Below are 13,475 nucleotides of genomic sequence, written 5' to 3' on the forward strand. Positions count from 1 at the left end.
GCGGCGCCCCGTTTGCTCGTTCGTGGGTCAGCGCCAGCGGGCGATGACCGTGGACCCTCCGACGACCTTGTCGCCCGGCCCGACCAGCGGGTCGGCGGCCTCGGCCGGCAGGTAGACATCGGTCCGCGAGCCGAACCGGATGAGCCCGAAGCGCTCGCCCTTGGCCAGCAGCGCGCCGATCGGCGCACGCTGCACGATCCGGCGGGCGATCAGGCCGGTCCGCTGCGCGACCACCACCGTGCCGCGGCTGGTGTCCAACACGGTGTACGCGGCCACGTTGTGCTCGGCGTCCGGCTTCATCGCGTTGACGAAGCCGCCGTCGGCCACGAAGTAGTCCACCACCTTGCCGGCGACCGGAGCCCGGTTGACGTGCACGTCCAGCACCGACAGGAAGACCGCGACGCGCAGCCACTCGCCGTCGCCGAACCGCTCGTCGTGCAGTCGCTGCACCGACAGGACCTTGCCGTCCGCGCTGGCCACCACGGCGGTCGGATCCTCGGGTACGTCCCGCTCCGGGTCCCGGAAGAAGGCAGCGACCGGCCCGGCGGCCAGCGCCGGCAGCAGCCACAGCTTGGAGGACGGACGCGCCACCCGGGCCAGCGCGGCCAGGCCCAGCGCGATGCCCGCCGCGGCCACCCCGTTGGAGTCGATGTGCATACCCCTGGTCAGCGGCACGCTGGACGGCCGGTGCGCCGGAGCCAACCGGTCCGCCACGGCCGGGGCGGCCGTGGTGAAGCGCAACCGGTAGACCCGCACCGGCGGCGAGTTGCGCAGCACCAGGTCGGCGCCGACGCCGTAGAGGGCGTCCTGCCGGGCCAACTCGGCGGCGGCGCCGGCGGTCCGGCCCGGTGTCGCGGCGGTGGCCACGCTCAGCACCGCGCCGTCGATCAGGTGCTTGGCCAGCCCGTCGATGTCGCTGCGGGTCTCCTCGGCGGTGCCGACGAGCGCCTCGCCGGCGATGACCACCCCGGCGGGCTCGGCCTCGGCCAGCGAGTCGACCACGCGTACCCGGTCGGCGACCCACCGGCCCTGGGCGGTGACGTGCTCGCGGAGCGCGGTGGCGCCGGACGACTCGGCGGGCACCACGGTGAGTTGGTCACCGGGGAGCAGCGCCTCGATCGCCGCGGCCAGCACCGTGGACGCCGGGCTGGCGCCGACCAGCAGGGCGACCTTGGGGTCGTTCATCCGGGCCAACTCGGCCACGAGCGTACGGGCGGCTCGCTCGCCGATGCGGACCGGACCGGACCGGCCGGTGGTACGCACGGCGGGGGACTGCGTCATGTCGGGCGGGCTCCTGACGGGGGTAGAGACGGGAATCGCGGCGGGGCCGTCACGGCGGGACGGGCCGGCCGGCGGAGGCGAGATCTCTCCACCGGCCAGCATATGCGCCTGCCCGCGCCGGCCGCACTGCCGTGGTGTTGCGACAGTGCGGCCGGCGGTGGCACCCAGGTCACGATTCCCGCCGTTGGCCCTCCCGTTCCTCCGCCGGTTCGACGCCCGCCCGTTCGGTCGAGTGGTCGGCCCGGGTCGGCTCGTCGGTGCCGTCGCCGGGCGGGCCGGAGACCGGCGTGGCCTCCGGCTCCGCTGGCGGGTGGGCCAGCCAGGCCGGGTGGATCACATCCGCGGTCGGTGCTTCCGGCGTCCGGAACGCTGCGGTCGGCGCCTCGGGTGCTCGCAGCTCTGCGGTCGGTGTCTCCGGCGTCCGCAGCTCTGCGGTCGGCGTCTCCGCCGTTCGGAATGCTGCGGTCGGTGCCTCCGGCGCCGGTGCGGGAGCGTCCCAGGCCGGCAGGCCCGCGCCGGAGGTCGGGGCGGGCGCCCCGATCGGCGCGCCGGGCTCGGATACGACCGTGGCCGGCGCTGCGGCGTCGCCCGGCTCCGGGCGGCCTGACCGACCTGAGCGCAGTGCGCCGACCAACCCGAACACGCCGATCAGGATCAGCGCGCCGGCCAGGAACCAGCCGACCGGGGGCAGCGCCAGCCCGAGCAGTTGGGCGAGCAGCCACCAGGCCGACAGGGCCAGAAAGAGTAGCCCGAAGGCGAACGAGAGCAGGTCCGTGCGATGCGCCTTCACCGGGTCACCTCCAGGTTGCCGGCATTGACATGGATGTAGAGGCGCAGCTTGCCGCCGCCAGCGCCGTCCGCACCGAGGTCGGTGAATTCCCGCAGTTGGCCGTCCAGCCCACCGGAGTGCTTGCCGAAGATGGTGGCGTCGCCCGCGTTGACGTCGGCCACTGTGGTGACGTCCACGTTGGGCGGGACGACCACTGTCGCGTGGCCGAAATTGACCTCCACAGTCACCTGACTCTCCTGCTTCGCGAAGTCGATCCCCCGTAGGTCGAGCACGGCGTCACCGAAGCTGTTCTCGTACCGGTCGGCGAGATCGCGGTGGTCGGTGGGCGCCCACGTGACCGCGCCGTCGACTCCGCGAATCCGGTCGTAGGACTCGGCGACCGTCGCCGTACCCAGCGCGGCGGCGGTCACCAGGCCGAGTGCGATCAGCCAGCGGGCCCGGCCGAACCAGGTGCCGACCAGTAGCCCCAGCCCGATCGTGGCCAGTGCAGCCGCGAAATACGCCGAAGCGCCGACGGCGAAGACGTTCAGCAGGTCGAGCAGGGCCACCACGCCGAGGGCCAGGAAGATCAACGAGAAGGTCACGGCGCCGAGCGGCGAACGCTCCCGGGGCCGCTTCGGCGGCTTCGGTGGTTTCTGCGGGGGGTACGCGGCCGGAGGCGGTGACGCGTACGGGCCGTGCGGCGCGAACGGAGGACGGTATCCGCCCGGTGTCGACCCGCCCGGGTAACCGGCCGGTGCGCCGGACGCGGGTGCGCTGGACGCCGACGCCGACGGCCAACCGGCGCTGAGTGTGCCGGCGCTCGGCCAGCTCGGCGCGGGTGCCGGCCAGCCCGCCTGCGGCGGAGTCGTCGAGGTGGTCGGCTGCCCGGACACCGGCGTCGCCGCCCCGGACACCGGCTGCACGCTGCTGATCGGCTGCGTGGCGGTGGCCGGCTGAGCGGCGTAGGCCGGGGCGGTCGCTGCCTCGGCCGGCGCCACCGTGGCGTACGCCGGATCACCGCCTGCTAGCGGCGCCGTCGCCAGCGGGCCGGTGGGCGGCGCCGCGCCGTGCGACGGGGCCGGCCAGGCGACCGGCGGGACCGGCCCGGGTGGTGTGCCGGGCGGGGCGGGCGGAGTGCCACCCGGGGTGCCGGGCTGTGGCCCTCGGCCGTCCCGGTTGAGCAGCAGCGCACCGCCGATCAGGATGGCCACGCCGAGCAGCACCGCGCGGAAGGCGTCGGTGACGATGTAGCCGAAGCTGGCCGCGACCAGGATGCTCAGCACGATCACGGTCACCGGCGACATGCTGGACCGGCCACGGCCGAGCATGGACTCCACCGGGGACGCCGTGTCGCCCTCGTTCGGGATGATCAGCCAGGCAGCGACGTACACGAGGATGCCGATGCCGCCGAAGAACCCGAGGACCGCCAGCAGCACCCGCCAGAGCACCGGATCGGTGTTGGTGGCGCGCCCGATCGCCGCACAGACGCCGGCCAGGTACCGACCGTCGCGCGGCCGGACCAACCCGTACCGCGAGGTGAAACCGGTGCCCCCCAACGGGCCCACGGACGGCCCGGGACCACCCGCCCCGGGTGGTGTGCCGGCGCCGCCGCCCGTCCCGTAACCGGGCCCGTAGCCCGTGCCGGCCGCGAAGCCGGCGCCTGCGCCGCCGGGCGGGTAGCCCGCGCCGCCAGGACCGAAGCCCGTGCCGCCGGGCGGGTAGCCGGCACCGCCGGGCGGGTAGCCCGGCTCGCCGGGGCCAGAGCCCGCACCGCCGGGCGGGTAGCCCGGCTCGCCGGGGCCGGAGCCCGTGCCGCCGGGCTCGTATGCGCCGGACGGAGCGCCCGGTGCTGGCCCGACGGTCGGGCCGCCGGTGGGCGGGCCGAACGTGGTGGGCTCGGCCCAGCCGGCGGGTGTCGCGGCTGGTGAGGGCGGTGATGAACCACCCGGCTGTGCCGACCCGGGGCGGGGCGGCGGGGCAGCTTCCTCGGTCATGCTTCGATCCTGCTGCCCGCTGCGCCCGAGCGGCCTCAGGACCCGACCCTGACCCCACCCTGAGATCCTGGCCGTCGGAATGTCGGGGGACTCCCCGTGGTCGCGGGCGCCGCAGCGTGTGACGATCGGACGCACCGGCCTCGCCCACCCACCACCACCGTGACCAGGGAGCCTCCGATCAGCACCGTGACCCCGCCCCCGCGCCTCTACCGCGCCCCCGAGCATCGGATGGCCGCCGGGGTCGCCGCCGGCATCGCCGACCACCTCGGCATCTCGGTGCTGCGGGTGCGGGTCGCGTTCATGGTGCTGCTCGGGCTGAGCGGGCTCGGCCTGCTGCTCTACGCGGCCTTCTGGGCGGTGGTGCCGCTGCGTCCCGGTGACACCGCGGTGCCGCCCCGGCGCGACGTGGCCCAGCTGCTGCCGTTCGTCGGGATCGGGCTGGGTGTCCTGCTGATCCAGGTGATGGTCTTCGACTCGGTCGGAGCGGCGGGCACCGCCGGCTGGCTGGTGGCCATCATCGCGGTCGGCGCGGGGGTCATCTGGCACCAGTCCGCGCCCGAGCGGCGGCGGCAGTGGCGCGACACGATGCCGGTGCCCTGGCTCGGCGCGGTCGTCGAGGAGAGCGACCGGCGGGCCTTCGTGCTCCGGTTCATCGGCGGCGGGGTGCTGGTCGCGGTCGGCATCATCGGCGTCGCGGCCGTCTACTCTCCGGCACAGAACTTCGACGCGGTGATCAACGGCGTGATCTTCGCCCTGGTCGGGCTGGCCGGGGTCGGCGTGGTCGCCGCGCCGGTGCTGTGGCGGACGTACAGCCAGCTCCGCTCGGAGCGTGAGGGTCGCATCCGTGAGCAGGAGCGGGCCGAACTGGCCGCGATGGTGCACGACCAGGTCCTGCACACACTGGCCCTCATCCAGCGCAACGCCGCCGACGTCAAGACGGTGCAGCGGCTGGCCCGCGGCCAGGAACGCTCGCTGCGCAACTGGCTCTACAAGCCCACCGCGTCGCCGAACGAGCGCTTCGCCGCAGCCCTGGAACAGGCCGCCGCCGAGGTCGAGGACACCTTCGCCATCACGGTGGAGACGGTGGTGGTCGGGGACCGGGAGACCGATGAGCGGGTCGGCGCGCTGGTCGCCGCCGCGCGGGAGGCGCTGGTGAACGCCGCCCGGCACGCCGGGGTGCAGACCGTGTCGCTCTACGCCGAGGTGGAGCCCGATCAGGTCAGCGTCTTCGTCCGGGATCGGGGAGAGGGCTTCGACCCGGATACCGTGGAGGACCACCGGCACGGCGTACGCGGCTCGATCATCGGGCGGATGAAGCGGCACGGCGGACGGGCCGAGATCCGGTCCGGCCCGGGGGAGGGGACTGAGGTCCGGTTGATCCTGCCGATCTCCCGGGACTCGTCCGCAGCGGAGAGGAACAGATGACCATGTCCGAGCAGCCGACGGAGCACCTGGACCCGGCGAACGCCCGCCCCGAGCGGCTGCGGGTGTTCCTGGTGGACGACCACGCCATGTTCCGTGCCGGGGTGCGCGCCGAGTTGGGCGCGCACGTCGAGGTGGTGGGGGAGGCGAGCACGGTGGCCGAGGCGGTCACCCGGATCGCCGCCACCGGGCCGGACGTGGTGCTGCTCGACGTGCACATGCCCGACGGCGGCGGTCGCGCGGTGCTGGAGGCGATGCGGCGCAGCCACCCGCAGGTCAAGTTCCTGGCGCTGAGCGTCTCCGACGCGGCGGAGGACGTGATCGGGCTGATCCGTGCCGGCGCCCGGGGGTACGTCACCAAGACCATCTCCCCGGACGAGCTGACCGCGGCGATCCGCCGGGTCGCCGACGGTGACGCGGTGTTCAGCCCTCGGCTCGCCGGGTTCGTGCTGGACGCCTTCGCGGCCCGGCCGGACGCCCCGGTGGCCGATCCGGAGCTGGACCAACTCACCAACCGGGAGCGTGAGGTGCTGCGGCTGCTCGCCCGGGGGTACGCGTACAAGGAGATCGCCAAGGAGCTGTTCATCTCCATCAAGACGGTGGAGACGCACGTGTCGAACGTGCTGCGCAAGCTCCAGATGTCCAACCGCTACGAGCTTTCCCGCTGGGCGGCGGACCGTCGGCTGGTGTGATCCGGTCAGCTGGTGCGTAGCACGGTGAACGCCTCGGCCAGTCGGCCCGGCGGCAGGCCGGCCTCGGCGGCGACCGTGGTGAGGCGGTCGCGGATCCAGGCCGGTACGTCCAGGTGGCCGGTCTGCGACAGGTGCGCGCGCATCGCCGCGACCTTGCTGTCGAACCGGTCGGTGACGTCGACGGCGATGTCCCGGCGCAGTCCGAGCGTCGGGGTCAGCGTGCCGTCGGCGTACCCATCGAGGAAGTCGACCTGTCGCACGCCCACGGCCTCCGCCGCGGCCCGCTGCTCGGCCTCGCGTAGACGGGGCATCTGGGCTCGCGGGATGTCGCCGAAACCGCCGGCGTCGCCAGGGGCGATGATCAGATAGCTGACCTCGACACCCTCATCCACCCAGCCGGCGATGGTGCCCGTGCAGCCGAAATCGATATCATCCGGATGGGCAAAGACGGCGAGCACGCGACGGACGTCGGGCAGCACCGAAGCAGACTTGGGGAAGCTCACAGAACCCGAGACTACGCCGTCAGCCGGTGTCCGTCTGGGCCACGTTTCTCCTGGTCAGAGGCGTTCGAGCCGCCGGCTTTATGATCATTTTTCAAGTATCGGCAACGTGGCGGGCAACTAACGGCTTGATAACGGCACCTTCACGGAAGCGGCCGGTAGGTGTCACAGTGGCAGCACCTCACCCGCAGTGTGCGGCACTCCGTACGGCCCACGACCACGGCCTCCGCTGTTTTCCCGGCGGGTTCGTGGCTGCGACGCCTGCGTAGGGTCGTGCCTTGCCGGGTGGGGAGCCCGGCGGATCGGAACATCAGGGGTGTCCCCAAGCTTCCCTGTGGTCCTGGCGACCCCCGCCCCGGGGTGGTCGGACTGTGTCACCCCCAAACGTGCGTGAAACCCACGACGGAACAGGTCAGAAAGAGGAGGCCCCTCGGAATGAGAGTCTCGAAGCGGGCGACGAGCGCGATTGCGCTCAGCGCGGCTGCCGCGCTTGTCGCGAGTGGTTGCTCGAGCGGTGATGGTGACGGCGACGCCGCCGCCAGCAAGGACGGCTCGATCGTCATCCACGGCGTCCAGCCGGAGAACCCGCTGGTCCCGTCCAACACCACGGAGACCGGCGGCGGCAAGGTCATCGACTGGCTGTGGACCGGCCTGGTCGAGTACCCGAACGACGGTGGGGCCCCGCGCAACGCGCTGGCCGAGTCCATCGACACCAAGGACTCCAAGGTCTTCACGATCAAGATCAAGAAGGGTACCAAGTTCCACGACGGTACCGAGGTGAAGGCGAAGAACTTCGTCGACGCCTGGAACTGGGCCGCTTACTCGCCGAACGGCGCGCAGAACGGCACCTTCTTCTCGGACATCGACGGCTTCGACAAGACCTACACCTCGGACCCGGACGGCCCGGACGGCCCGCAGAAGGCCCCGGAGCCGACGGCCAAGGAGATGTCCGGCCTTAAGGTCATCGACGAGCAGACCTTCGAGGTCACCCTGGCGGCCCCGACCGCGGTCTTCCCGACCAAGCTCGGCTACAGCGCCTTCATGCCGCTGCCGGACGCCTTCTTCACCATGAAGCCCGAGGAGTTCGGCAAGAAGCCGATCGGCAACGGCCCGGTGAAGTTCGTGTCGTGGGACGACAACGTCCTCATCAAGCTGACGCGCTTCGACGACTACAACCTGCGCGACAAGATGAAGATCAAGGACGTCGACGTCAAGCTGTACCAGGACGAGACGGCGGCCTACGCGGACCTGCTGGCGAACAACCTCGACTTCATGGAGGTTGTCCCCACCTCGGCGCTCGCCGGCGACAAGTGGAAGGCCGACCTCGGCGACCGGGGCATCTCGACCGTCACGCCGTCGACCGCGTTCATCGCGTTCCCGATCTACGACAAGCGCTTCCAGGACCCGAAGCTGCGTCGCGCCGTCTCGCTGTCGATCAACCGGCAGGAGATCTCGGACAAGATCTTCTTCGGTACCCGCAAGCCGGCTGACAGCTGGGCCAACCCGCTGACCCCGGGCGCCAAGCCGGGCAACTGCACCGCCTGCAAGTTCGACCCGACCACGGCGAAGCAGCTGCTGGCCGAGGCCGGTGGCTTCCAGGGCGAGATGGTCTTCTACTACAACGCCGACTCCAGCCACAAGGACTGGATGGACGCCGTTGCGCAGCAGGTCAAGACCAACCTCGGCATCGAGGCTCGGGCTGAGGGCGTGCCGACCTTCGCGGTCTTCCGCCAGAACATCAACGCCCACACGATGAAGGGTCTGTACCGCGCCGCCTGGCAGCAGGACTACCCGGACGTGGAGAACTGGGTCAACCCGCTCTTCATCACCAATGGTTCCTCGAACGACGGCCTCTACAGCAACAAGGAGGTCGACGCCCTTGCCAAGCAGGCCAGCGGCGCGCCGAGCCTGGAGGCCTCCCACGAGGCGTTCGCCAAGGCCGTCGAGCTGGTCGACAAGGACGTCCCGAGCATCCCGATCTACTTCTACGGCCAGCAGTCCGGCCACTCGGAGAAGATCAAGAAGCTCGAGCTGAACAACGTCGGCGAACTCGACATCACCTCGGTCGAGCTCTGATCCGAACGGTCTGACCCCGGGTCGGGCTCGCCACATCCGGTGAGCCCGACCCGGGGCCGTTCCGCGAGTGGGTGTCACCACACGCACTCGCACGTTGTCACCACCGTGTCGGCCGTCCGACGCGCCCCCTGTCTGGAGGACCACCCCATGGGCCGTTATCTGTTGAGGCGGCTGCTCCAACTCGTGCCCGTCTTCATCGGGACGACGTTCCTGATCTACTGGCTCGTCTGGGCCGTTCCGGGCGACCCGTTCGCCGGCAAGTGCGGCGAGCGCCGCTGCCCGGATCAGTACATCGCCTTCATGACCGAGAAGTACAACCTGGACCAGAACGTCTTCGTCCAGTACGGCAGCTACATGAAGAACCTGCTGCAGGGCGACTTCGGTCAGACGTTCTCGCAGCGCGAGATCAGCGACATCATCCTCACGTCGTACCCGAACACCCTCAAGCTGGCCCTGGTGGCGCTCGCCATCGAGGCCGTGATCGGCCTCGGCGCCGGCGTGCTGACCGGTCTGCGGCGCAACGGCTTCCTGGACAACCTGGTCCTGGTCTCCACGCTCTTCCTGATCGCGCTGCCGGTGTTCGTCGTCGGCTTCGTGCTGCAGTGGCTGTTGGGCGTGCAGTGGGGCATCGTCAAGCCGACCGTCTCCTCCGAGATGCGGCTCTCCGAACTGATCGTCCCGGGCTTCGTGCTCGGTAGTGCGTCCGTGGCGTACATCGCTCGGTTGGCCCGAACGAGCATCGCGGAGAACCGCCGTGCCGACTACGTGCGGACCGCCATCGCCAAGGGCCTGCCGATGCGTCGTGTGGTGGGTGTGCACCTGCTGCGCAACTCGCTCATCCCGGTGGTCACCCTGCTCGGCACCGACCTCGGTGCCCTGATGGGCGGTGCGATCGTCACCGAGGGGATCTTCGGCATCAACGGGATCGGCCGCGCGGTGTACCGCGCGATCGTGACCAAGGAGAGTGCCACCGTAGTGGGCATCGTGGTCGTCCTGGTGCTGGTCTATCTCGTGATGAACCTGCTGGTTGACCTGATCTACGCCGCCCTGGACCCGAGGATCCGTTATGAGTGACCCGAGTACCGCATCGATCGTCAGCACCCCTGCCGCGAACCCGACCGACTCCGCCGCCCCCGCCACCGCGGGCCAGCCGCAGAGCAACGAGAAGCCGCGCGGCCTGCTCGGTGACGCCTGGCGCGACCTGCGGCGCAAGCCCCTGTTCTGGATCTCGGCCACGCTGATCGCGATCTTCCTGTTGATGGCGGCCTTCCCGTCACTGTTCGCCCCGGGCGACGCGGTCAACGGATCGCTGTCCCGCAGCCTTGAGAAGCCGTCCGGCAATGGCTGGTTCGGCTACGACGTGCAGGGCCGTGACGTCTACGCCCGGGTCATCTACGGTGCGCGGGCGTCCGTCATCGTCGCCGTGCTCTCCGTGATCGGCACCCTGCTCGTCGGCGGAGCCATGGGCGTCATCGCCGGTTACCGCGGTGGCTGGGTGGACGCGCTGCTGAGCCGGATCGCCGACGTCTTCTTCGGGCTTCCCTTCGTGCTCGGCGCGATCGTCATCCTGACCACGTTCAACGGCTCGGGCTCCGGTAACAGCAAGGCTCAGATCATGGGCCTGGTGATCGTCTCCCTGATCGTGCTGAGCTGGCCGGTCGTGATGCGCCTGATGCGTTCCTCGGTGCTCGCCACCAAGGAGGCCGACTACATCGTGGCGGCCCGCGCCCTGGGTGCCGGCACTGGTCGGATCATCCTCAAGCACCTGCTGCCGAACTGCCTGGCACCGCTTCTGGTCTACGGCACGATCATGGTCGGCTCGTTCATCGGCGCCGAGGCAACCCTGTCGTTCCTGGGCGTCGGCCTGAAGTCGCCAGTGGTGTCCTGGGGCATCATGATCAGCGACGGGAAGGATTTCCTCCGGGTCGCGCCGGGGCTCGTGTTCTTCCCCGCCGCGTTCCTCGTCACCGCAGTTCTGAGCTTCGTGATGCTCGGTGAGGCGGTCCGCGAGGCCCTCGATCCGAAACTCCGCTAGGGGAGATCCAGTTGTCCGACATTCTCGTGTCCGAGCAGTCCGCGCCGGGATCCGGCGGGTCCGGACGTCCCTCCGGTCGGCTGCTCGAGGTCGACGACCTGCGGGTGGAGTTCCGTACCCGGGACGGCGTCGCAAAGGTCATCAACGGGGTCACGTACCACGTCAACGCGGGGGAGACCCTCGCCGTGTTGGGCGAGTCCGGCTCCGGTAAGAGCGTCACGGCGCAGACCATCATGGGCATCCTCGACACCCCGCCCGGCTTCGTCACAGGTGGACAGGTCCGCTTCCACGGCAAGGACATGCTCGCCATGTCCGCCGAGGAGCGCCGCCGCATCCGCGGCGAGGGCATCGCGATGATCTTCCAGGACGCGCTCTCCGCACTGAACCCCGTCTTCACCGTCGGGTTCCAGATCGCCGAGCAGTTCCGGGTCCGGCGTGGCATGGGTCGCGCGGAGGCCAAGAAGCGCGCGATCGACATGCTCGACCAGGTCAAGATCCCGAACGCCAAGGGTCGGTTCAACAACTACCCGCACCAGTTCTCCGGCGGTATGCGGCAGCGCGCGATGATCGCGATGTCGCTGGCGCTCGACCCGGAGGTGCTGATCGCGGACGAGCCGACCACCGCGCTCGACGTGACGGTGCAGGCCCAGATCATGGACCTGCTCGCCGAACTGCAGCGTGAGCGGCAGATGGGCATGATCCTGATCACCCACGACCTCGGCGTGGTCGCCGACGTCGCGGACCGGATCGCGGTCATGTACGCGGGCCGGATCGTCGAGGAAGCCGACGTGTACGACCTGTACGGCAAGCCGGCGCACCCGTACACGATGGGTTTGATCGACTCGATCCCGCGCCTGGACGAGAAGGGGCAGCAGCTCCGGACGATCAAGGGCCTCCCGCCGAACCTGATGAACATCCCGCCGGGCTGCCCGTTCAACCCGCGCTGCCCCATGGCTCAGCCGGTGTGCAGGGAGAAGGTCCCGCCCCTGCTGCAGGTGGGCACCGCCCGGGCCAGCGCCTGCCACTTCGCCGAGGAGCTGGTGAACCGTGTCTGAGAACATCATCGAGGTCCGTGACCTGGTCAAGCACTACCCCGTCACGCGGGGTGTGGTGTTCAAGAAGACCATCGGTCAGGTCAAGGCGGTCGACGGAGTCTCGTTCGGTCTGCGCGCCGGTGAGACGCTCGGTGTGGTCGGCGAGTCCGGCTGCGGCAAGTCGACCCTTGCCCGGGTGCTGATGAACCTGGAGAAGCCGACGGCGGGCAGTGTCTCCTACAAGGGCCAGGACATCTCCAAGCTGTCCGGTGGGGCGCTGCGGCGTCTCCGCCGGCAGATCCAGCTGGTCATGCAGGACCCGTACACCTCGCTGAACCCGCGGATGACCGTCGGCGACCTGATCGGTGAGCCGTTCGAGATCCACCCGGAGGTGGCGCCGAAGGGCAGCCGTCGGGGCAAGGTCCGGGAACTGCTCGACCTGGTCGGCCTCAACCCGGAGCACATCAACAGGTACCCGCACCAGTTCTCCGGCGGTCAGCGTCAGCGCATCGGCATCGCCCGTGCGCTCGCGCTGCGCCCCGAGGTGATCGTCTGCGACGAGCCGGTGTCCGCGCTTGACGTCTCCATCCAGGCCCAGGTGATGAACCTGCTGGAGAAGTTGCAGGGCGAGTTCGGGCTGTCGTACGTCTTCATCGCGCACGACCTGTCGGTGGTCCGCCACCTGTCGGACCGCGTCGCGGTCATGTACCTCGGCAAGATCGTCGAGATCGGCACCGAGGACGAGATCTACGAGCGGCCGACCCACCCGTACACCCAGGCGCTGCTCTCTGCGGTGCCGGTGCCGGACCCGACGCAGCGGAACAACAAGACGATCATCCGTCTCACGGGTGACGTGCCGTCGCCGGTCAGCCCGCCCTCGGGCTGCCGGTTCCGGACCCGCTGCTGGAAGGCGCAGGACGTCTGCGCCGAGCAGGTCCCGCTGCTGGAGATCCGACAGGGCTCGGACCACCCGAGCGCCTGCCACTTCGCGGAGAAGCGCGAGATCGTCGCCACCCACGAGGCGTGAGTCACCGGAACCGCCTGCCGACGTCACCACGACGACGGCAGGCGGTTTCGTGTGTCCGGTGCCCTGAGCGGGCCGGTGCGACGCCGAACGCCCCGTGCGGGGCAGCCGGGGTGGTTCAGAGCGGGCCGCGACCCGCACGCAGCAACAGCAGCGCCAGTTGGGTGCCGTCGGCGCCGAGCGCCATCCGGAAGCGCTCCAGGATCTCCCGCTCCCGGGAGAGCACCAGGCGCGTCCCGCCGGAGGCCATCCGGGTGACCCCCACCTCCTGTGACAGCGCGGCCCGCTCCTGCCAGAGCGAGATCAACGCGTTGTCGATCTCGTCGATGCGTTCCCTGATCTGCACGATCCGCGCGGAGGCGGTCGGCTCCACGGTGCCGGTCTGTGCCTCGGCCGGGTCGCTGGCCTCGTCCGGGGGCACCGCCGGCGTGCCCCCGTTCAACGAGGGCTGGTCCGGCTCGGGCCGGGTCGGGCCGCCGCTCTGCTCCACCACGTCTGTCATCATCGGGTACCTCTCGCGCTGTGGTGCCCGGTGCCCAGAACCCGGGACAGAAAAGCCCCGGGCTCCAGGAGCCCGGGGCTTTTCGCAGGTCTGATTGATCAGGCGCGACCTACGGCAGCCGGACTCCCGGTGCCGTAGTAAAA

Annotated in this window: 11 protein-coding genes and 1 pseudogene; 7 read left to right on the forward strand and 5 right to left on the reverse strand. The window is 70.5% G+C overall.

The window, feature by feature from the left end:
* Nucleotides 1–27: 27 nt before the first annotated feature.
* The 3 genes and pseudogenes from ABZ808_RS17290 to ABZ808_RS17300 all read right to left on the reverse strand — a co-directional run bounded on the left by ABZ808_RS17290 (nt 28) and on the right by ABZ808_RS17300 (nt 4,047).
* Nucleotides 28–1,281: a phosphatidylserine decarboxylase gene (locus tag ABZ808_RS17290; RefSeq protein WP_357007091.1), complete on the reverse strand. Its 1,254-nt coding sequence runs from the start codon at nt 1,279–1,281 to the stop codon at nt 28–30.
* Nucleotides 1,282–1,876: 595 nt separating this feature from the next.
* Nucleotides 1,877–2,071 (reverse strand): annotated as a pseudogene (locus ABZ808_RS17295) (hypothetical protein); the annotation flags it as partial.
* The gene (locus tag ABZ808_RS17300) at nt 2,068–4,047 is read right to left on the reverse strand and encodes a PspC domain-containing protein (RefSeq protein ID WP_357007094.1); all 1,980 of its coding nucleotides are present in this window, start codon (nt 4,045–4,047) and stop codon (nt 2,068–2,070) included. The pseudogene ABZ808_RS17295 and the gene ABZ808_RS17300, both read right to left, overlap by 4 nt.
* Before the next feature lie 159 nt (nt 4,048–4,206).
* Between ABZ808_RS17300 and ABZ808_RS17305 the strand changes: the two genes are divergently transcribed.
* Nucleotides 4,207–5,472 (forward strand): PspC domain-containing protein, encoded by a 1,266-nt coding sequence (locus tag ABZ808_RS17305; RefSeq protein WP_357007097.1) that lies wholly within the window; start codon nt 4,207–4,209, stop codon nt 5,470–5,472.
* Nucleotides 5,473–5,474: 2 nt separating this feature from the next.
* Entirely contained in the window at nt 5,475–6,161 is a 687-nt protein-coding gene (locus ABZ808_RS17310) for a response regulator transcription factor (protein WP_357008177.1), read from the forward strand.
* Between the two features lie 5 nt (nt 6,162–6,166).
* Here ABZ808_RS17310 and ABZ808_RS17315 read toward each other — a convergent pair whose 3' ends face one another.
* On the reverse strand, nt 6,167–6,664 hold the full coding sequence (locus ABZ808_RS17315) for a PIG-L family deacetylase (RefSeq protein WP_357007100.1): 498 nt from the start codon (nt 6,662–6,664) through the stop codon (nt 6,167–6,169).
* A gap of 432 nt (nt 6,665–7,096) precedes the next feature.
* On the opposite strand from ABZ808_RS17315, the gene ABZ808_RS17320 reads away from it, so the two are divergent.
* The 5 genes from ABZ808_RS17320 to ABZ808_RS17340 all read left to right on the forward strand — a co-directional run bounded on the left by ABZ808_RS17320 (nt 7,097) and on the right by ABZ808_RS17340 (nt 12,833).
* Nucleotides 7,097–8,737, forward strand: a complete 1,641-nt coding sequence (locus tag ABZ808_RS17320) for an ABC transporter substrate-binding protein (protein WP_357007103.1) — start codon at nt 7,097–7,099, stop codon at nt 8,735–8,737.
* 147 nt (nt 8,738–8,884) lie between these two features.
* Nucleotides 8,885–9,811, forward strand: coding sequence for an ABC transporter permease (locus ABZ808_RS17325; protein WP_357007106.1), 927 nt, complete (start codon nt 8,885–8,887; stop codon nt 9,809–9,811).
* Complete coding sequence (locus tag ABZ808_RS17330; RefSeq protein WP_357007109.1) at nt 9,804–10,772, forward strand: ABC transporter permease; 969 nt, start codon at nt 9,804–9,806, stop codon at nt 10,770–10,772. Before ABZ808_RS17325 ends, ABZ808_RS17330 begins: the two co-directional genes overlap by 8 nt.
* Nucleotides 10,773–10,798: 26 nt before the next feature.
* Complete coding sequence (locus ABZ808_RS17335; protein ID WP_357008180.1) at nt 10,799–11,827, forward strand: ABC transporter ATP-binding protein; 1,029 nt, start codon at nt 10,799–10,801, stop codon at nt 11,825–11,827.
* A complete protein-coding gene (locus ABZ808_RS17340) occupies nt 11,820–12,833 on the forward strand; it encodes a dipeptide ABC transporter ATP-binding protein (RefSeq protein ID WP_357007112.1) in 1,014 nt (337 codons plus the stop codon). The genes ABZ808_RS17335 and ABZ808_RS17340 overlap by 8 nt, the downstream gene beginning before the upstream one ends.
* A 115-nt stretch (nt 12,834–12,948) precedes the next feature.
* Here the strand turns inward: ABZ808_RS17340 and ABZ808_RS17345 are convergent, their stop codons facing one another.
* Entirely contained in the window at nt 12,949–13,335 is a 387-nt protein-coding gene (locus ABZ808_RS17345) for a chorismate mutase (protein WP_357007115.1), read from the reverse strand.
* Nucleotides 13,336–13,475 lie beyond the last annotated feature (140 nt).

Origin of the sequence: Micromonospora sp. NPDC047527 (assembly GCF_040643015.1) — a bacterium.
Taxonomy (GTDB): domain Bacteria; phylum Actinomycetota; class Actinomycetes; order Mycobacteriales; family Micromonosporaceae; genus Micromonospora.